The sequence below is a fragment of the Rathayibacter sp. VKM Ac-2754 genome (assembly GCF_009807095.1).
GTDB lineage: Bacteria > Actinomycetota > Actinomycetes > Actinomycetales > Microbacteriaceae > Rathayibacter.
Genome location: NZ_WUCC01000001.1, coordinates 284234 through 303007, shown reverse-complemented (window position 1 = coordinate 303007; position 18774 = coordinate 284234). Strand labels below are relative to the sequence as shown.

Below are 18774 nucleotides of genomic sequence, written 5' to 3'. Positions count from 1 at the left end.
TCTGCATACCCGCTCTGCTGACGGTGACGGGTCTCGATACGCCCTTGCGGGGCTACTCGACCAGCGAGCTACCCGAGGCGCCGTACCCAGCAGACCTCCCTTGCAGACCAGCCCTCACCCACGAGGCGCATCCGGAGATCCGCGTCTCAGCGGATTTCCGTCGCCGCAAGCGGGACGCTCTGCGGGAACCGGCCACCTGCTCCGCCGACCGCGGAACGCCGTTTCGCGGCGTTCAGATCGAATGCAGCGTGAACGCGGTGACGAATCCGAGCACGGAGTACAGCCCGGTCAAGACGTCGTTGCGGTCGAACGCCTCGGGGATCATCGTGTTCGAGATCATCGCGAGGATCGCGCCGGCGGCGACCGTCGTCACGAACGCGACCACCGCTCCCGGCGCCGTCGCGAAGACGAGGAAGCCGACGAGCGCGGCGATCGCGGACAGCCCCGCGATGCCTCCCCAGACCGTGAAGACGTAGCGGGCCGAGCGCCCGTCGGTCTTCATGCCGACGGTGGAGGAGAGGCCCTCGGGCAGGTTCGAGATGGCGACGGCGGCGACGATCGGCACGCTGATCGCGGCTCCTGCACCGCCCTGCGCGACCGAGAGGCCGAGCACGATCGACTCGGGGATCCCATCGATCAGCGCGCCCGCCGCGATCGCCGCGCCGCCGCCTCCGCCCGAGCCCTTCGAGCTCTTGCGGTCGCCGGCTCCCGCGCGGGTGAGCAGGGCGTCGGCTCCGACGAAGACGAGGGCGCCGACGAGGGTGCCGAGCACGGTCGGCAGCAGCCCACCGTCGTCGGCCGCCTCTTCGACGAGTTCGTAGGCGAGCGCCGAGATCAGCACGCCGGCTCCGAACGCCGAGATCGCGGCGGTGAGCTTCGGAGGCACGCGGACGAACCATGCGAGCGCGGCGCCGATGAGGAGGGTGGCGCCGCCGATGGCGCCGCTGAGCAGGGCGAGGGACCAGGGAGGCACGGCCGACAGCCTGTCAGGCCGCGGCGGCCCGCGGTCCGGGCTTGACGGAGGAGTCATCTCACGTCGGCGTGTACAAGGAACAGGCGTATCCGGGAATCCGCGTTCGAGCGGATTCACGTCGCCGGACGCAGGACGCTCTACGGAACGCGGCCATCCCGGGAAGCCGACTGCGGGGCGCCGCTCTGCGGCGACCGAATCGGCACAGCGAAGGCGACCAGCGCGAAGGCGACGAGCAGCGGCATTCGGTGCGTCCCGCGGTGCACGCGGTAGACCATCGTCGTCCGGAACCACAGCAGGGCCACGAAGACGAGGATCAGCCAGCGCGCGTCGGGCAGGAAGTGGTGGCTGAAGAAGTTGACGTAGATCAGCACGGCGGCCGTCGCCGTCAGCCAGCCGGAGGGCCAGCGGTCGAAGCGCAAGTCGAAGAGACGGTGGATCCGCACCATGTACGAGCCCACGGAGGCGTAGAGGAACCCGCTGAACAAGGGGACCGCGCCGATCCGCAGCACCCCGTCGGCCGCGTAGCTCCACGAGCCGACGTCGGTCTTGAAGAGCTCCATCCCCGTGCCGACGAGGTGGAAGATCACGATCACCCACAGCTCGCGTCCGGTCTCGAGGCGGGTCGCGATCATCACGATCTGCAGTGCGACCGCAGCCAGAGTCAGCGCGTCGTTGCGGGCGAGGGCCGCGTCATCCGGGTACCAGAGCCGCGCGGCGACGATCACGACCAGCAGCGCCGCACCGAACACGCAGGCCCAGGCCTGCTTCGCGCCGAACACCAGGAACTCGATCACTCCTGCGCGCAGCCCGGAGGCGGGCCCGCGGGCGAGCAGGCGCCGCGCGACGTCGTCGATCCGCTGCTCGAGTGGCGTGTACTGCCGCATGCGACCCCCTGTCGGAGCCGCCGATGCTACCGGTCGCGGTCCGCCGGGCCCTGGTCAGGCGACGACGCCCGGGATCGAGCTCGCCAGCGCGCGCACCTCGTCGGCCGTCAGGTCGTCGGCGTAGTAGCGGTAGATGGTGCGGCGCGAGATGTCGGCCGCCTCGCGCGGTGAGCGCCTCCGCAGTGCGTCGACGAGGGTCTCGCCGTCGGCGGCGCTCTGCCGCATCCGGGCGAGCCGGTCGGTCTCGGTGACGAGCCGCCCGTCGGCGAGGTGCGCCATCACTCCGCCGACGACGTTGCCGCAGACCTCGATCAGCTGGTTGCCGGAGGCGTGCCGGATCGCCGCGTGGAAGCGGTTCACCCGCTCGCCGAAGCCGTCGGCCTCGCCGCGGGCGACCTCGTGCAGGGCGGCCAGGTGCTCCTCGATGAGCGCGAGATCCTCCGCGGTGCGGTTCTCGGCCGCGAGCAGGCACGACTGCCCCTCGAGCAGGAGGCGGAACTGGAGCAGCTCGACCCGGCTGATGCTCTCGAGGTGGGCGAGGCGCGCCATCGACTTCTCGAGCATGCGGGGGGAGTAGGCGGTGATCATCGGACCGCGGGGGTCGCCGGGTCGGGACTCGAGGATCCCGGTCGCCTGGAGGACGCGGAGCGCCTCGCGGACGGTGGCGCGGCTGACCGAGAAGTCGGCCATCAGCTGGCGCTCGCCGGGCAGGCGATCACCCGGCTTCAGGTCGCCGGCTTCGACCGCCCGCTCGATCTGCTCGACGATCGACTCGTAGGCGCTGACCTTCTGCACGGCGATGAACGTCATGGGTCTCCCTCTCATCGACGGGGTCGGGCACGTTACATCTTTGTTTCCTCGCTTGACCCGCGTCGCAGCGCCATCCTACCGTTCCTTCTACTGGTCAGACCAGTACCGCGCCACCCTGACGACCCCCTCACCTCCCTGCACCGCCCGACCCCTCGGAGCCGCTCCCGTGACCACGACACCCCGCCGCCTCGCGCTCGCCGCGACCGCCCTCCTCTCGGCCCTGGCGCTCTCCGCCTGCAGTGCCGGCGCCGGCAACTCCTCCTCCTCCGGAGCCGGCACCGAGGCGCACGACCCGACCGCGATCGTCGGCCTCACCGGCGAGCCGGCGAACTTCGACTTCACCACCACGGCGGGCGCCGCCATCCCGCAGGCGCTGATGAACAACGTCTACGAGGGTCTCGTCGCCGTCGACCAGGACGGCGAGCTGCAGCCGAAGCTCGCGACGTCGTGGACGGTCAGCGACGACGGGCTCGAGTACGACTTCGTGCTCGAGGAGGGAGTCACCTTCTCGAACGGCGCCGAGTTCACCGCCGACGACGTCAAGTTCTCGCTCGAGCGCGTGAAGACCGACTGGAAGATCAACCAGGCCAAGATGGCGGTCCTCGACCGCGTCGACGTCGTCTCGCCCACCGAGGCGAAGGTCGTGCTCACCCGGCCCAGCAACTCCTGGCTCTTCGACATGGGCGGCAGCGTCGGCCTGATGTTCGACGAGAGCGGAGTCGCCGACCTCGCCAACACGCCCGTCGGCAGCGGCCCGTACACCGTCACCGAGCGCGTGACCGGCGACCACATCTCGCTGGCCGCCCGCGACGGCTACTGGGGCGAGGCCCCCGCGGTGACCGACGTCACCCTCCGCTACTTCGCCGACGCGGTCGCCTCGACCAACGCGCTGCGCGCCGGCGACGTCGACATGCTCTACAACATGCAGGCGCCCGACCTCGTCGCGCAGTTCGAGACGAACGACGAGTACCAGGTCATCCAGGGCACCTCGAACGGCGAGATCATGCTCTCGATGAACAACGCCGAGGCGCCGTTCGACGACCTGCGGATCCGCCAGGCCATCGCCTACGCCCTCGACCGCCAGGCGATCATCGACACCGCGTGGGCCGGCTACGGCGAGCTCATCGGCGCGATGGTCCCCCCGACCGACCCGTACTACGAGGACCTGACCGACGAGTACGCCTACGACCCCGAGAAGGCCCGCGAGCTGCTCGCCGAGGCCGGCGCCGAGGACCTCTCGATCACCTTCGACGTGCCGACCCGCCCCTACGCCACCGCCGTCTCCGAGGTCGTCGTCTCGCAGCTGGCCGAGGTCGGCATCGACGCGACGATCGCGTCGGACGAGTTCCCCGCCGTCTGGCTCGACAAGGTGTTCACCCGCCACGACTACGAGATGTCGGTCATCCTCGCCGTCGAGCCGCGCGACTTCCTCGCCAACTTCGGCGACCCGGAGTACTACCTCGGCTACGACGACCCCGACGTGGTGACGAAGGCCACCGCGGCCGACGCCGCCTCGCAGGAGGAGTGGGTCGCCGGCATGAAGGACGTGGTCGCCGAGGTCGCCACCGACGTGCCGGCCGTGCCGCTGTTCCTCTTCCCCAACATCGTGATCGCCGACTCCGGCCTCACCGGCATCGCCGGCAACTCGGTCACGGAGTCGCTCGACCTCACCGGTCTCGCCTGGTCCTGACCACCCGGCGGCGGTGCCGAGAGGCGCCGCCGCCCCACCCGTCCCGACCCCACTGAAAGGAGGCGACCATGGCGCTGCGGATGCTCGCACTCGTCGGCAACTTCCTCGCGACCGTGCTCATCTCGACGATCGTCGTGTTCCTCCTCCTGCGCGTGATGCCGGGCGACGCCGCGACGGTGGCCCTCGGGATCGAGGCCACTCCGGAGCAGCTCGACGCCTGGCGGGCCGCGAACGGCACGGACGCCCCGCTGGTCGTGCAGTACCTCGACTGGCTGGCGGGGCTCCTCCGCGGTGACCTCGGCACCTCCGCCGTCACGGGCCAGGCGATCTCGCCGATCGTGTCCGACCGCTTCCAGGTGACGCTGATCCTGGTGGTCGTCGCGATGCTGATCGCGCTGGTCGTCGCGATCCCGCTCGGCACTCTCGCGGCCATGCGGCAGCGGCACGCGTCGGGAGTCGTCATCTCTGGTGTCTCGCAGATCGGCGTCGCCGTCCCCAACTTCCTCGTCGGGGTGCTGCTGATCGCGTTCTTCGCGATCGGGCTCGGCTGGTTCCCCTCCGGCGGGTGGGTGCCGCCGTCCGACCCGGCGTTCCTCTCGCACATCGCCCTGCCCGCGATCGCGCTCGGCTCGGTGCAGGCGTCGATCCTGACGCGGTACGTCCGCTCGGCCGTCCTCGAGATCATGCGCGAGGACTTCCTCCGCACCGCCCGCTCGAAGGGGCTCACCGCCGGTGGCGCGCTCGTCCGTCACGGGCTGCGCAACGCCGGGATCCCGGTGCTGACGATCGTCGGCGTGCAGCTCGCCGGCCTCTTCATCGGCGCCGTCGTGATCGAGCGCGTCTTCAGCATCCCCGGGCTCGGCAGCTACCTCGTCGACTCGGTCGGCAACCGCGATCTGCTCGCCGTGCAGGCGGTCGTCGCCGTGCTCGTGGTCGCGATCGTCGCGATCAACTTCCTGGTCGACCTCGCCTTCACGCTCCTCGATCCCCGACTCCGGAGGGCCTCATGACCGCCACGCTCCCGCCGGGCACCGAGCCCGGCCGTCCGGTGCCCCCGCGCACCCGGCTGATCACGCAGGTCCCCGGCCGGTTCCGCCGGTTCCGGCCCGGAGCCGACGCCCAGCTCTGGATCGGCGCCGCGCTGATCCTCCTGGTGCTCGTCACCGCCCTGGTCTCGCTCGTCTGGACGCCGTACGACCCCGAGCGCTCGGTCGCCGCCGACCGCCTGCTGTTCCCGAGCGCCGCGCATCCGTTCGGCACCGACCGCTACGGGCGCGACGTGCTCTCGCAGATCATGGTCGGCGCGCAGATCACTCTGCTGGTGGGCACCGTGGCGGTCGCCATCGCCGCGGTCATCGGAGTCCCGCTCGGGATCCTCGCGGGCATGCGCCCCAAGAAGACCGGCGCCCTGATCATGGGCGGCAGCGACGTCGTGATGGCGTTCCCCGGCCTCCTGCTCGCGATCGTCTTCGGCGCGGTCTTCGGCGCCGACACCACCACCGCGATGGTCGCGCTCGGCATCGGAGCGGCTCCGGCCTTCGCCCGGGTCGCCCGCGCCGGCACCCTGCAGGTGATGAGCACCGACTACGTGTTCGCCGCCAGGGCCGCCAACCGCTCCGGCTCCGCGATCGCGATCCGGCACGTGCTGCCCAACATCGCCGGCATCCTCGTCGTGCAGTGCTCGGTCAACTTCGGCATCGCGGTGCTGGCGGAGGCGGGGCTGTCGTTCCTGGGGCTGGGCACCAAGCCGCCCACCCCCTCGTGGGGTCGCATGCTGCAGGACTCGCAGCAGTTCCTCGGCGCCTACGACTACCTGGCCGTCGTGCCCGGCCTGGCGATCGCGCTGGCGGTCCTCGGCTTCAACCTGCTCGGCGACGGTCTGCGCGACCGCTTCGACCCGAAGATGAGGAACCGCTGATGCCCGCTGTGCCCACCGATCCCCGTCCCTTCGCCCTCGACGTCGCCGGCCTCTCGGTGCACGCCGGTGAGCGCCTCCTCGTCGACGACCTGACCTTCCGCATCGGTGCAGGCGAGCGCGTCGGCCTGATCGGCGAGTCGGGCTCGGGCAAGTCGCTCACCTCGCTCGCCGTGATGGGGCTGCTCCCCGACACGGTCACCGCGACCGGCCGCGTGCGCGTCGGCGGGGCCGACACCGACATCGTGAGCCTGGGCGAGCGGGCCGCCGCACGCCTGCGCGGCTCGTCGATGGCGATGGTGTTCCAGGAGCCGATGACCGCGCTCAACCCGCTGATGCGGGTCGGCCGCCAGATCGCCGAGGTGATGGAGATCCACCGCACCCAGCCCGATCGCCGCGCGGCCCGCCGCCGGGCGGTCGAGCTGCTCGCCGATGTCGGGCTCCCGTCTCCCGAGGAGGCGGCGCGCGCCTACCCGCACCAGCTCTCGGGCGGTCAGCGGCAGCGCGTCGTGCTCGCCATCGCCCTGGCGAACGACCCCGCGCTGCTCGTCGCCGACGAGCCGACGACCGCGCTCGACGTCACCGTGCAGAAGCAGGTCCTCGATCTGGTGCTGCGCACGGTGTCCGAGCGCGGCACCGGGCTCCTCTTCATCACCCACGATCTCGCCGTCGTCGGCGAGACCTGCGACCGCGTGCTCGTGATGAACGCCGGCGTCGTCGTCGAGGAGGGCCCGATCGACCGGGTCTTCACCCGGCCGGAGCACCCCTACACGCGCGGTCTGCTGGCCGCCTCCGACCTCGACGCCACCGACTCCGCCGGCCGCCTCTTCACCGTCGCGACCTCGGAGGGGTACACCCCCGGGATCTCGGTCGACCGGATGGACGCGGGCCGGGCCGAGCGCGAGGCCGCCCCCGCGGCACCCGCCGTGGTGCGCGCCTCCGGACTCACCAAGACCTACGACCGCGGCCGCTCCTCCCTGTTCGCCGCGTCGCAGAAGGTGCACGCCCTCCGCGGCCTCGACTTCGAGATCCGCGCCGGCGACCGTTTCGGGATCGTGGGGGAGTCGGGATCGGGCAAGTCGACCCTCCTCCGCCTGCTCTCGGGGCTCGACACCCCGACCGCCGGAGCGCTCGAGGTGGTCGGCCGCGACCTGAGCACCCACAAGAAGGCCGACCTCGCCGAGGTGCGCCGCAGCCTCCAGATCGTGTTCCAGGACCCGATGGCCTCGCTCGACCCGCGGATGCGCGTCGGCGACATCATCGCCGAGCCGCTGCTGAACGCCGTGAACACGGGGGAGGCGGTCGGCAGGGCCGAGCGCGCCTCCCGCGTCGCCGAGATGATCGCCGCGGTCGGGCTGCCCGCCGACTCGGTCGACCGCTACCCCCACCAGTTCTCGGGCGGGCAGCGCCAGCGGATCTCGATCGCACGCGCCCTGGTCTGCCGCCCGAAGATCCTCGTCGCCGACGAGCCCGTCAGTGCGCTCGACGTCTCGGTGCGCGCGCAGGTGCTCAACCTGCTCGCCGACCTCGTCGAGGAGTACCGGCTCACCCTGATCTTCGTCTCGCACGACCTCGGCGTCGTCCGCTACCTCTGCGACCGCGTCGCCGTCATGCGCCAGGGCGAGATCGTCGAGCAGGGCGCCACCCGCGCCATCTACGAGAACCCGGCCGACGACTACACCCGCGCCCTGATCGCCGCGACCCCCTCGATCCGCCACCGCCAGGAGATCCGATGACCCCCGCCACCCGCACTGCTCCGTCCCGTTTCGACGGCGCCCGTCTCGCTGCCGGCTACGAGTCCGGCGAGCTCTCGCCGGTCGAGGTGACGGAGGAGATCCTCGCCGACATCGCGGTGCGGAACCCCGCGATCAACGCGTTCAGCGACCTCGACCCCGCGCTCGCGCTCGCCGCGGCCCGGGCGAGCGAGCAGCGCTGGCGCTCCGGCGAGCAGCGCGGACCGGTCGACGGCGTGCCCGTGACCGTCAAGGAGAACCTCTACCGCGCCGGCCTCCCCGCGCGCGCCGGGACCGCCGCCGCCGCGGCGACCGTGCCGACCCACGACTCTCCCGCCGTCGCCCGCCTGAACGAGGCCGGGGCCGTCATCCTCGGCTCGACCACGATGCCCGACTGGGGGATGCTCTCCTCCGGTGTCTCGAGCGCGCACGGCATCACCCGCAGCCCGATCGACCCCGCCCTCACCGTCGGCGGCTCGTCGTCGGGAGCGGGCGCCGCCGCGGCCGCCGGTTTCGGCACCTTCCACGTCGGCACCGACATCGGCGGCTCCGTCCGCCTGCCCGCCGCCTGGCTCGGCCTCGCCACGCTCAAGCCGAGCGACGGGCGCATCCCGCTCGACAACCCCTACCAGGGCCGCGCCGCCGGACCCCTCGCGCAGTCGGTCGCGGATGTCGCCCTCGGCATGTCGGTGCTCTCGCGCCCCGATGCCCGCGACTACACCTCGCTGCCGCCCGAGACCATCGACTGGAACGACCTCGACCTCGACGTGCGCGGCCGCCGTGTCGCCGTGCACGTGGACCCCGGAGCCGGCATGCCGGTCGACCCCGAGATCCGCGCCGCCGTCCTCGCCGCGGCCGACGCCTGGTCGGACGCGGGCGCCGAGGTCGTCGAGCTGCCCGCCTTCATCGACGACGGCGTGCTCGAGCAGGTCGACCTCTTCTGGCGCGTGCGCTTCTGGCGCACCTACTACGAGCTGCCGACCGAGGCGAAGGCGCGCGCCCTGCCCTTCATCACCACCTGGGTGCACGGCGGAGCCGACGTCTCGGGACGCCGCGTGCTCGAGGCCACGGAGGCGATCAGCGAGCTGCGCCGCCGCACCGTCGAGGCGACCCTGCCCTTCGACGCCGTGCTCTCGCCTGTCGCCCCGGTCGCGGCGTTCCCCGCTGAGTGGCCGATGCCGTGGGGTCACGAGGACCGCGGCATGGCGCACATCGCCTTCACCCTGCCCTACAATATGTCGGGCCAGCCGGCCGCGAGCATCAACGCGGGCACCACCTCCGACGGCCGCGCCATCGCGCTGCAGATCTCGGGCCGCCGCTTCGCCGACCTCGAGGTCCTGCGCCAGGCGGCGTGGTGGGAGGCGGCGCGCCCGGCGTCGGCGGTGCAGGCCTTCCCGGCGGGCTGAGCGGTCAGCAGCCCTCCGAGGCGAAGCCGGGGTCGCCGGGGGTGAGCAGGTCGCGGTCGCGCTGCAGCACGCCGATCCGGTCGCCGCGGAGCGAGCAGGCGCGGTCGAACACCGCCTCCGCGCCGGGCTCGTCGGTGTACTCGACCTCGTAGACGCGCTCGCCGTAGACGTCGGTGTACGCGTCGCACTCCTCGAACACCTCGCACTCCTCGGTGATCGCGAAGTCGAAGCCGAGCCCGCGCATCTCCTCCACCCGCTCCGAGGCGTTCTTCTGGCCGATCGCGAGACCGGCGTCGTGCGCCGCCTCGACGAGCGCCTCGGCGAAGGCGCCGGTCTGCTCGTCGCTCAGCAGGCCGTCGGAGCGGGTCGCGGAGTCGAGGTTGTCGGCCTCGACCGCGTCGAAGCCGCTCGCGGCGCAGCCCTCGATCCAGCCGCCCACGATCGCGAGCAGGGCGTCGCGCTTCGCCGCGGTCGACACGTCGAGGAGGGTCTCGTCGGGCCAGTCCGGATCGACGACCGGCGCGCCCGCCCCGTCGCGCAGCAGCAGCTCGGCCCGCTCGCCCGTCCACTGCGCCTCCTCGCCGGGCTGCGTCTGGAACGCGTTCACGTAGCAGACCGAGTACGCGCCCGGTGCGGGCTCGTCGGAGCGATCGCGCACCACGAGATCGACGCCCTCGGTCGGCGGGTAGCCGCCGCCCAGCTGGTAGTCGAAGCGAGCGCCCGCGGGAGGCGGTGCCGGGCTTGCTGCGCATCCGGCGAGGAGGGCCACGACGGTCAGCCCGCACAATAGGCTGAGCGAATGGCGGAGTTCAGCGCGAGTGTCTTTCAGAACGAGTTCCTCTCGGACGGCGCCACGGATGTGCACGCGATCGTGACGGTGACCGCGTCGGGCACCGGCGTGGCCGGCAGCGACGGTGCGGCGGCCGAGATCATCATCGTCGACTGCTCCGGGTCGATGACCGGCGAGAACATGACCGCCGCGAAGCGCGCGGCCGCCGTCGCGGTCGATCAGATCCTCGACGGCACGTTCTTCGCGGTCGTCGCGGGCTCCGAACGCGCCGACCGCGCGTTCCCGTACCCCAACGCCTCCGTGCCGATGGTGCGGATGGAGCCGGGCGCGCGCGCCGCGGCGAAGGAGGCGATCGGCTACCTCCAGGCCGATGGCGGCACCGCGATGGGCACGTGGCTCACGCTCGCCCGCCAGCTCTTCTCGAGCGTCCCGGAGGCGTCGCAGCGCCACGCGATCCTGCTCACCGACGGCAAGAACGAGCACGAGTCGCGGATGCAGCTCGACGCCGCGATCCGCGCGGCGGGCGGTGTCTTCCAGTGCGACGTCCGCGGAGTCGGCTCGCGCTGGGTCGTCGAGGAGGCGCGCACCATCGCGAGCGCGCTGCTGGGCACCGTCGGTCTCATCGCGAACCCCGCCGACATGGCCGCCGACTTCGAGCAGCTGATGCAGGCGTCGATGGGCCGCGGAGTCGCGAACGGCGAGCTGCGCGTCTGGACGCCGCAGGGCGCCCAGCTCCTCTTCGTCCGCCAGGTCGCGCCCACCCTCGAGGACCTGAGCTCCCGCCGCACGTCCGTCAATCCGCTGACCGGCTCGTACCCCACCGGCGCCTGGGGAGACGAGTCGCGGGAGTACCACGTGGCCGTCCGCGTCGCCTCGAAGCCCGTCGGCGCCGAGCAGCTCGCCGCGCGCGTGCAGCTCAGCGTGCGCGACGAGGTCGTCGCCTCCGCCCTGGTCAAGGCCCGCTGGACCGACGACTCCGCGCTCACCGCCCGCATCGACCCTGCCGTCGCGCACTACACCGGCCAGACCGAGCTCGCCTCGGCGATCCAGGACGGCCTCGCGGCGAAGGCCGCGGGCGACGACGCCACCGCGACCGTCAAGCTGGGTCGCGCCGTGCAGCTCGCCGCCGTCACCGGCAACGACGAGGCGACCGCCAAGCTCCGCAAGGTCGTCGAGATCGACAACCCCAACGAGGGCACCGTGCGTCTCAAGCGCGGCGTCGCCAAGCTCGACGAGATGGCGCTCGACACCGCGTCGACCAAGACCACGCGGGTCCGCAAGTGAGCTTCCGCTGCCCCGAGGGGCACACGTCGAGCTCCGGCGACTACTGCGACGTCTGCGGTGCTCCGATCGCCGCCGCGCAGGCTCCCGCGCCGGCCGCCTCGAGCCCCGCCGCCCCGACCACGGCGATCCCCACCGGGGCCGCGGTCTGCCCGAACTGCTCGTACCCGAACGAGGCGGGCGCGCTGTTCTGCGAGAACTGCGGCTACGACTTCACCACCGGCTCCCTCCCCGAGGCCGACCCGTTCACCTCGTCGGGCGCGGTGCGCTCGCCGGCCGAGGTCGGCGGCTCCGCCTCGCCCGCCGGCGACCCCGGGGCCCACCTCGGCGAGGTCCCCGCGGCGGCGGCTCCGGAGTCGGCGGCTCCTCCGACCGAGCTGGTGCCGGAGGAGGAGGCCGGGTTCGACGTTCCCGTCGCCACCGCGCCGCCCGCTCCGGCGACCGAGGTCCTCGCGGAGGCGGTGCCCGTCGAGGCTGCTGATCCGTCGAGCGCTGATCCCTGGATCGCCGAGCTCTGGATCGACCCCGACTGGTACGCCGAGCAGCGCGCGGAGGATCCGATGCCCTCTCCCGGCCCGCCGACGACCGTCGTGCTGCGCGAGCGCTCCCTGCTCGTGGGCCGCCCCTCCGTCTCGCGCGGCATCTCGCCGCAGATCGACTGCGGCACCGACTCCGGAGTCTCGCGCCGGCAGTGCCAGCTCACGACCGACGGACTGCGCTGGTGGGTCGAGGACCTCCAGTCGGCGAACGGCACCTACCTCGCCGAGGCCGGCACCGGCCTCCCGCAGACGCCGATCCCGGCCGGCCAGCGGCGCGAGGTCGACGAGGGCGACCGCCTCTACGTCGGCGCTTGGACGCGCATCGTCCTCCGCCGCGCCCTCCCCGGCGAGGTCTGAGGGAGAAGTCGGCGCTCGCGCCCTCCAGCATGCTGGTCGAGTAGCCCCGCAGGGGCGTATCGAGACCCACCAGCGTCAGCAGATCCGTCTTCTGTCCTCGCCTTCTGAAGGACGTGGATCTCGATACGCCCGCTGCGCGGGCTACTCGATCAGCGAGGGAGGGGCCACAAGCAGATGCACCCGCCGCGCAAGCTACGTGCTCGATCAGTGAGGCTTGTCACTCCGCAGAGCGCTCAGCGCTCAGCGCCCGGCGAGCACTCCGAGCATCCACGACAGCGCGGCCACGGCGCCGACGCCGACCACGCTCGAGCCGATGATCACCGTGCGGCGCACGCGCGACGACGGCGTCAGCGACACCGGCGCCAGCGCCATCGGCGCCGTCGTCCCCGAGGCCAGACCGCCCCGCAGACGCTGCGCGACCTGCTCGGCCGTCGGGCGCTGCGCGGGGTCGCGCTGCGTCATCGCCGTCAGCAGCTCGCGCCACGCCGTCGGCAGCGAGTCGGGCACGGAGGGGCTGCGGTGCAGCCGCGCGATCGCCGCCTCGAGGACCGTGCCCTCGTACTCCCGGTGGCCGGTGAGCGCCTCCAGCAGCACCAGCCCGAGCGAGAACACGTCGCTCGCGCCGCTGATCGGCTCGCCCGCGACCTGCTCGGGGCTGACGAAGCTGGCCGTCCCGATCACGATGCCGTCGCTGGTCAGTCGCGAGCCGTCCATGAAGTGGGCGACGCCGAAGTCGGTGAGCTTGGCCGTGTGTTCGTAGCCGCTGGATCCGACGTCGCTGACGAGGATGTTCGCGGGCTTCACATCGCGGTGCACGACGCCGCGCGCGTGCAGGTAGGCGAGCGCCTCCGCGAGCTGCGCACCGATCGCACCGACCTCGTCGGCGGCCATCGGACCCGCCTCGAGCCGGCGCTCCATGGTCGGATCGGCGACCAGCTCCATGACGACGTAGCGGCGCACCTCGCCGCCGAAGTTGTGCAGGCCCGCGTCGAAGAGGTTGACGATCCCGGGGTGCGCGAACGACGACAGCATCCGCACCTCGCGCTCCTGGCGCGCGACGTCCTCGGGGCTCGAGGCCTCGGCGCGGAACACCTTCACGGCGACGTCGCGCTGCACGGTCTCATCGCGTGCGCGGTAGACGGAGCCCATCCCACCGGAGCCGATCCGCTCGATGAGGTAGTAGCGGCCCGCGACCTTCTGCTGGGCTGCGTTGGCGGCGATCACACTCACGACGACCTCGCCTCTCGCTGGACAACCCGTCACGGGACGCCCCGACAGGGGCGCCTGTGGTAGACGGTACCGCGCGCACCCTTTCCTGTGGAGTCACAGGTCGGGTCTTGACAAGAGTGGCCAGCCGGGGTGCTCTCAGCGCAGTCCGCTGCGCGCGAACCCCTGCACGAAGTAGCGCTGGAAGACCAGGAAGAGGATGACCATCGGCGCCACGTTCACGAGTGCGAACGCCATCGTCGCCCCGTAGTCGCTGCCGAACTGGCCCTGGAGGAACAGCAGCCCGATCGGGAGGGTGAACAGCACGTTCTCCTTCAGCGCGATCAGCGGCCAGGCGAAGTCGTTCCACGAGCCGAGCAGCGTCATGAAGAACAGCACGGCGATCAGCGGCTTCGAGAGCGGCAGCACGATGCGGGTGAAGACGCGGAAGTGCCCCGCGCCGTCGATCCGTGCCGCCTCGATCAGATCGCGGGGGATCGCGAGGATGAACTGCCGCGCCAGGAACAGCCCGAACGCCGACGCCGCCGTCGGCAGGATCACCGCCCAGTAGCTCCCGTAGAGCCCGAGGTCGGTCACGAGCCGGAACAGCGCGACCATGATCACCTGCACCGGCAGGGTCAGCGTCGACAGCGCGAGCAGGAAGAGCGCCCCGGAGCCGCGGAACCGCAGCTGCGCGAAGGCGTAGCCGCCGAGCAGGTTGATCGCGACGGTGATCAGCGCCGTCACGAGGCTGATCGCGAGGGAGTTGCCGAACCAGGTCGCCACCGGGAACGACGAGAAGACGCGGTCGAAGTTGACGAGCGTCAGCTCCCGCGGCCAGAGGCGCAGGGTCCCGCCGAGCAGCTCGGCCCGCGACGAGAACGCGACGACGACCATCCAGTAGAGCGGGAAGAGGATGACCAGCGACACCACGATCGCGAGGACCAGCCGGAGGAAGCGCGTGCTGCGCGAGGCGGTGCTCATTCGACGAGGTCCCTGCTGCGGTTGGTGCGCCACTGCACGGCGGTGAAGATCATCGTGACCACGAGCAGCACGATGCCGATCGCCGCCGCGTAGCCCTGGTCGCGCGTGACGAATCCGGTGTCGTAGGCGTAGGTCACCAGCACCGAGGTGGCGTTCTGCGGCCCGCCGCCGGTCAGCACGAAGACGATGTCGAACACCTGGAACGAGTAGATGACGTTGAGGATCAGCAGGAAGAACGTCGAGGGGCCGACCATCGGCACCGTGATGTGCCGGAACTGCTGCCAGCCGTTCGCCCCGTCGAGGCGGGCGGCCTCGTACAGCGCCGGGTTCACGCCCTGCAGCCCCGCCAGGTAGATCAGCATGTTGAAGCCCATGCGCCACCACAGGGTGACCAGGACGACCGAGGCGAACGCCGCGGCGCCGCCCGACTGCCACGCGATCCGCGGCAGGCCGACGGTCTGCAGCAGCCCGTCGAGGACTCCGCTGTTCTCGTCGAAGATCAGCACGCCCATCAGCGCCGTCGCGACGCCCGACACCGCCATCGGCAGGATCAGGATCGACCGGAACACCGCTCGCGCCGGCAGCACCGAGTTCAGCAGTACCGCCGCGCCCAGCCCGAGCGCCATCGACAGCGGAGTCACGATCAGCGTGAACAGCGCTGTGTTGAGCGTCGAGCGCCAGAACAGCGGATCCGAGAGCAGCCGTGCGTAGTTGTCGAGCCCGATGAAGACGCCGTCGCCGAATCCGTTCGTGCTCTGGAAGCTGATCAGGAACGCGCCGCCCAGCGGCACGAACACGAACAGCCCCAGCATCAGGAGGTTCGGCGCGAGGAACGCGTAGGCGGCGGCGGTCTCGCGCGCCGCCGGTGCTCCCGAGCGGCGCCGGGGCGGAGCGGAGACCGGCGCCGGTGGGGCGATGCTCACTGGGTGGCGGCCGCGATGCCGGCCGTGAGCTTCGCGATGGTGTCCTCCGTGCTCTGCCCGCCGACGAAGGCGGCCTCGAGCTGCTCCTTGAGCACCGCGATGATCGCCGCCATGTCGGGCGAGGCGACCTGGGCCGAGTCGGAGGCCTGGACGGTGCCCGCCTGACCGAGGAACACCTCTGCCAGCTCGGGGCGCACCTCGAACTCGATGCCCGACTCGGTGAGGTCGCGGCGGGTGGGCAGCAGCGAGGCGCCGGCGCAGAAGTCGCTCATCGCCTCCTCCTCGGTCACGAACGCCAGGAACGCGGCGGCCAGCTCGGGCTGCGCCGTCGCCTTGGTGGCGACGAGGGCGTTGCCGCCGAAGTCGCCGCCGCCGCGCACGTTGCGCGGCGAGTACGTCGCGCCCCACTCGAAGTCGAGGGTCGCGTCGGCGTCGGGGACGAGGAAGGCGCCCGCGAAGGTCATCGCGGTCGTCTGCGAGTACCAGAGGTCGCTCGCGTAGGTCGTCGCCTGGATCGAGCTGCTCGGCGGGACCAGCCCGTCGGTGAAGAAGCTGCGGCTGAAGTCGATGGCCGCGCGTCCCGCCGCGCTGTCGATGGCGGGCCCCGAGAGGTCCTCGGTCAGGAACCGGCCGTCGGCCTGGAACAGCAGGCTCAGCCAGCGGGTGACCCCGTTGCCCTGCCAGTTGTAGGCGAACGGATAGCGCTCGGCGGGCAGCGAGGCGCGGAGCTTCGCGCCGACCTCGGAGAACTCCTCCCAGGTCCACGCCTCCTCCGGCGAGGACGGGAAGTCGGTGATGCCCGCGGTGGCCAGCGCCTCGGTGTTGTAGAGGATGAGCGACGTGTCGGTGTGGTGCGGCACCCCGAACGGGCTGCCGTTGCTCTGCACCGCGGCCCAGGCCGCGTCGGTGAAGCGGTCGGCGACGTCGGCTTCGAGGTGCGGGGTGAGATCGAGCAGCTGGTCGCGCCCGGCGTAGCTGCCGAAGGTGTAGTACGGCACGCGGAAGACGTCGGGCGGGTTGCCGGCCTGCAGCTGCGCGTCGATGTTCGTGAACATCTGCTCGTAGGGCACGGCGTTCAGCGTGACCGTGGCGCCGGAGTTGGCCTCCTGGAAGCGGTCGATCGCGCGCTGGAACCCGGCGAGCTCGGCGTCCGTGCCCCAGGTGGTGAAGGTGAGGGTGCCGCTGTCGGCGCTGGCCTGCGGGCCGGCCGGCGCGAAGCCGCAGGAGGCGAGCACGGGCACGGAGGCGGCGACGCCCAGGGCGCCGAGGAACCGGCGCCGATCGAGAACGGCCCGCTCGAAGACGGATCTGTCGGCACCGGTGCTGTTGCGGACCACGAAGGCCTCCCCTCCGGGGGCCACGGCGGGCTCCCCGGGAGGGAGGCTAGCCCGGGCGAGCGCCCGGGCACCGGTACTGGACGAATGCCGGTTCCTGTGAGAGAAGCGGCCGGTCAGCCGCGCTTGCCCAGCAGCCCCTCGAAGTCGCCGTCGAGCGCCCAAGGGTCGCGCACCGCGCCCGAGCGGGTCGAGCGGGCGGCCTCGTCGGCCAGCTCGCGGCCGGCGCGCTCGATGCGGGAGGGGAGCGCCCTGCCGTCCTCGGTCGCGCCGCCCCAGTCGTCGGTGGCCGCGAAGACGGAGGTCGACAGGGGAGCGGCGTGCAGGTAGCTGAACAGCGGTCGCATCGCGTAGTCGATCGCGAGCGAGTGACGGGGCGACCCGCCGGTCGCCGCGAGGAGCACGGGGAGCGAGCGGAGCGCCTCCGTGTCGAGCACGTCGACGAACGACTTGAAGAGGCCGCTGTAGCTGGTGGTGAAGATCGGCGTCACGGCGATGAGGCCGTCGGCGCCGGCGACCGCGTCGAGCGCGGTCTGCAGGGCGGGGCTCGCGAAGCCGGTCAGGAGGTTGTTCGTGACGTCGTGCGCGAGGTCGCGCAGCTCGATCACGCTCCGCTCGACGGCGAAGCCCTGCTCGGCGAGCGCGGCCTCGGTCGCGTCGCCGAGGCGGTCGGCGAGCAGGCGGGTGGAGGACGGCTGGCTGAGGCCGGCCGAGAGGACGGTGAGGCGGCGGGTGTCCATGGGGCGTCTCCTAGGCGTTGACGGCGACGGGCTTCTGGTCGCGGGCGGCGACGAGCGAGGTGTGGGTGGGGGCGTCCGGCACGTGCGCAGGGCGTCCCTCGGCGAAGCCCGCGCGCAGCGCCGGCAGGATCTCGCCGAGCATGTCCATCTGCTCGAGCACCGTCTTCAGCGGCAGGCCCGCGTGGTCGATGAGGAACAGCTGGCGCTGGTAGTCGCCGACGTACTCGCGGAAGCCGAGGGTGCGGTCGATGATCTGCTGCGGCGAGCCGACGGTCAGCGGGGTCTGCTCGGTGAAGTCCTCGAGCGAGGGTCCGTGGCCGTAGACCGGGGCGTTGTCGAAGTACGGGCGGAACTGCTTCACGGCATCCTGCGAGTTCTTCGCCATGAAGATCTGCCCGCCGAGGCCGACGATCGCCTGGTCGGCGCTGCCGTGGCCGTAGTGCTCGAAGCGCTCGCGGTAGAGCTGCACCATCTTCTGGGTGTGCGAGGCGGGCCAGAAGATGTGGTTCGCGAAGAAGCCGTCACCGTAGTACGCGGCCTGCTCGGCGATCTGGGGCGAGCGGATCGAGCCGTGCCAGACGAACGGGGCGATGCCGTCGAGCGGGCGCGGGGTCGACTGGAAGCCCTGCAGCGGAGTGCGGAACTGGCCCTCCCAGTCGACGAACTCCTCGGTCCAGAGGCGGTGCAGCAGGTCGTAGTTCTCGATCGTCAGCTCGATCCCGCGGCGGATGTCCTTGCCGAACCACGGGTAGACGGGGCCGGTGTTGCCGCGGCCGAGCATGAGGTCGACGCGACCGCCCGAGAGGTGCTGGAGCATCGCGTAGTCCTCGGCGAGCTTCACCGGGTCGTTGGTGGTGATGAGGGCCATCGCGGTGGTGAGGAGGAGGCGCTCCGTGCGCGCGGCGATGTAGGCGAGGGTGGTCGTCGGTGAGGACGACCAGAACGGCGGGTTGTGGTGCTCGCCGAGGGCGAAGACGTCGAGGCCGATCTCCTCGGCCTTGTCGGCGATCGCGAGGGTGGCCGCGATCTTCTCCGACTCGGTCGGGGTCTGCCCGTTCGTGGGGTCGGTGGTGATGTCGCTGACCGTGAAGATGCCGAACTGCATCAGGCGCTCCTTCTCTCCTGGCCCCGTCCTGGCGAGACCTTTTCCATGCGTTTGCATGTACATCACCATCCAACCATCCCGCGTCCGATCTATTCCCACGGGCG

17 protein-coding genes are annotated in these 18774 nt (G+C 71.7%); 7 read left to right on the top strand and 10 right to left on the bottom strand.

Going from position 1 to position 18774, the window contains the following annotated elements; all coding sequences use genetic code 11:
* Positions 1–232 precede the first annotated feature (232 nt).
* The 3 genes from GRS92_RS01530 to GRS92_RS01520 form a co-directional block, all read right to left on the bottom strand.
* Positions 233–973: a ZIP family metal transporter gene (locus tag GRS92_RS01530; RefSeq protein ID WP_159852624.1), complete on the bottom strand. Its 741-nt coding sequence runs from the start codon at positions 971–973 to the stop codon at positions 233–235.
* A 137-nt stretch (positions 974–1110) separates the two neighbouring features.
* Positions 1111–1857, bottom strand: coding sequence for a DUF817 domain-containing protein (locus GRS92_RS01525; RefSeq protein ID WP_159852622.1), 747 nt, complete (start codon positions 1855–1857; stop codon positions 1111–1113).
* 54 nt (positions 1858–1911) lie between these two features.
* Positions 1912–2667: a FadR/GntR family transcriptional regulator gene (locus tag GRS92_RS01520; RefSeq protein ID WP_159852620.1), complete on the bottom strand. Its 756-nt coding sequence runs from the start codon at positions 2665–2667 to the stop codon at positions 1912–1914.
* A 166-nt stretch (positions 2668–2833) separates the two neighbouring features.
* Between GRS92_RS01520 and GRS92_RS01515 the strand changes: the two genes are divergently transcribed.
* The 5 genes from GRS92_RS01515 (at position 2834) to GRS92_RS01495 (ending at position 9411) form a co-directional block, all read left to right on the top strand.
* Entirely contained in the window at positions 2834–4357 is a 1524-nt protein-coding gene (locus tag GRS92_RS01515; RefSeq protein WP_235021758.1) for an ABC transporter substrate-binding protein, read from the top strand.
* Between the two features lie 68 nt (positions 4358–4425).
* On the top strand, positions 4426–5367 hold the full coding sequence (locus GRS92_RS01510) for an ABC transporter permease (RefSeq protein WP_159852616.1): 942 nt from the start codon (positions 4426–4428) through the stop codon (positions 5365–5367).
* Positions 5364–6275: an ABC transporter permease gene (locus GRS92_RS01505; RefSeq protein ID WP_159852614.1), complete on the top strand. Its 912-nt coding sequence runs from the start codon at positions 5364–5366 to the stop codon at positions 6273–6275. The genes GRS92_RS01510 and GRS92_RS01505 overlap by 4 nt, the downstream gene beginning before the upstream one ends.
* The gene (locus GRS92_RS01500) at positions 6275–8008 is read left to right on the top strand and encodes a dipeptide ABC transporter ATP-binding protein (RefSeq protein ID WP_159852612.1); all 1734 of its coding nucleotides are present in this window, start codon (positions 6275–6277) and stop codon (positions 8006–8008) included. The genes GRS92_RS01505 and GRS92_RS01500 overlap by 1 nt, the downstream gene beginning before the upstream one ends.
* Positions 8005–9411, top strand: coding sequence for an amidase (locus GRS92_RS01495; protein WP_159852610.1), 1407 nt, complete (start codon positions 8005–8007; stop codon positions 9409–9411). Before GRS92_RS01500 ends, GRS92_RS01495 begins: the two co-directional genes overlap by 4 nt.
* Before the next feature lie 4 nt (positions 9412–9415).
* On the opposite strand, the gene GRS92_RS01490 is transcribed toward GRS92_RS01495, so the two are convergent.
* Complete coding sequence (locus GRS92_RS01490; RefSeq protein WP_235021757.1) at positions 9416–10180, bottom strand: endo alpha-1,4 polygalactosaminidase; 765 nt, start codon at positions 10178–10180, stop codon at positions 9416–9418.
* Between the two features lie 30 nt (positions 10181–10210).
* On the opposite strand from GRS92_RS01490, the gene GRS92_RS01485 reads away from it, so the two are divergent.
* On the top strand, positions 10211–11485 hold the full coding sequence (locus GRS92_RS01485; RefSeq protein ID WP_159852608.1) for a VWA domain-containing protein: 1275 nt from the start codon (positions 10211–10213) through the stop codon (positions 11483–11485).
* A complete protein-coding gene (locus GRS92_RS01480) occupies positions 11482–12378 on the top strand; it encodes an FHA domain-containing protein (protein ID WP_159852606.1) in 897 nt (298 codons plus the stop codon). Before GRS92_RS01485 ends, GRS92_RS01480 begins: the two co-directional genes overlap by 4 nt.
* Before the next feature lie 240 nt (positions 12379–12618).
* Here the strand turns inward: GRS92_RS01480 and GRS92_RS01475 are convergent, their stop codons facing one another.
* From GRS92_RS01475 to GRS92_RS01450, 6 genes are all read right to left on the bottom strand, one after another.
* A complete protein-coding gene (locus GRS92_RS01475; RefSeq protein WP_159852604.1) occupies positions 12619–13608 on the bottom strand; it encodes a serine/threonine-protein kinase in 990 nt (329 codons plus the stop codon).
* A 135-nt stretch (positions 13609–13743) separates the two neighbouring features.
* Complete coding sequence (locus GRS92_RS01470) at positions 13744–14568, bottom strand: carbohydrate ABC transporter permease (protein WP_159852602.1); 825 nt, start codon at positions 14566–14568, stop codon at positions 13744–13746.
* On the bottom strand, positions 14565–15491 hold the full coding sequence (locus GRS92_RS01465; RefSeq protein WP_235021756.1) for a carbohydrate ABC transporter permease: 927 nt from the start codon (positions 15489–15491) through the stop codon (positions 14565–14567). Before GRS92_RS01465 ends, GRS92_RS01470 begins: the two co-directional genes overlap by 4 nt.
* On the bottom strand, positions 15488–16852 hold the full coding sequence (locus tag GRS92_RS01460) for an ABC transporter substrate-binding protein (protein WP_235021755.1): 1365 nt from the start codon (positions 16850–16852) through the stop codon (positions 15488–15490). Before GRS92_RS01460 ends, GRS92_RS01465 begins: the two co-directional genes overlap by 4 nt.
* 89 nt (positions 16853–16941) lie before the next feature.
* Positions 16942–17565, bottom strand: a complete 624-nt coding sequence (locus GRS92_RS01455; protein ID WP_159852600.1) for an FMN reductase — start codon at positions 17563–17565, stop codon at positions 16942–16944.
* 10 nt (positions 17566–17575) lie between these two features.
* Entirely contained in the window at positions 17576–18670 is a 1095-nt protein-coding gene (locus tag GRS92_RS01450) for an LLM class flavin-dependent oxidoreductase (protein ID WP_159852598.1), read from the bottom strand.
* Positions 18671–18774: the final 104 nt, after the last annotated feature.

Excerpts from the sequence above, each read along its gene's own strand:
- GRS92_RS01525 (WP_159852622.1), bottom strand. The coding sequence starts at position 1,857 with ATGCGGCAGTACACGCCACTCGAGCAGCGGATCGACGACGTCGCGCGG.
- GRS92_RS01520 (WP_159852620.1), bottom strand. The coding sequence starts at position 2,667 with ATGACGTTCATCGCCGTGCAGAAGGTCAGCGCCTACGAGTCGATCGTC.
- GRS92_RS01510 (WP_159852616.1), top strand. The coding sequence starts at position 4,426 with ATGGCGCTGCGGATGCTCGCACTCGTCGGCAACTTCCTCGCGACCGTG.
- GRS92_RS01505 (WP_159852614.1), top strand. The coding sequence starts at position 5,364 with ATGACCGCCACGCTCCCGCCGGGCACCGAGCCCGGCCGTCCGGTGCCC.
- GRS92_RS01500 (WP_159852612.1), top strand. The coding sequence starts at position 6,275 with ATGCCCGCTGTGCCCACCGATCCCCGTCCCTTCGCCCTCGACGTCGCC.
- GRS92_RS01495 (WP_159852610.1), top strand. The coding sequence starts at position 8,005 with ATGACCCCCGCCACCCGCACTGCTCCGTCCCGTTTCGACGGCGCCCGT.
- GRS92_RS01485 (WP_159852608.1), top strand. The coding sequence starts at position 10,211 with ATGGCGGAGTTCAGCGCGAGTGTCTTTCAGAACGAGTTCCTCTCGGAC.
- GRS92_RS01470 (WP_159852602.1), bottom strand. The coding sequence starts at position 14,568 with ATGAGCACCGCCTCGCGCAGCACGCGCTTCCTCCGGCTGGTCCTCGCG.
- GRS92_RS01455 (WP_159852600.1), bottom strand. The coding sequence starts at position 17,565 with ATGGACACCCGCCGCCTCACCGTCCTCTCGGCCGGCCTCAGCCAGCCG.
- GRS92_RS01450 (WP_159852598.1), bottom strand. The coding sequence starts at position 18,670 with ATGCAGTTCGGCATCTTCACGGTCAGCGACATCACCACCGACCCCACG.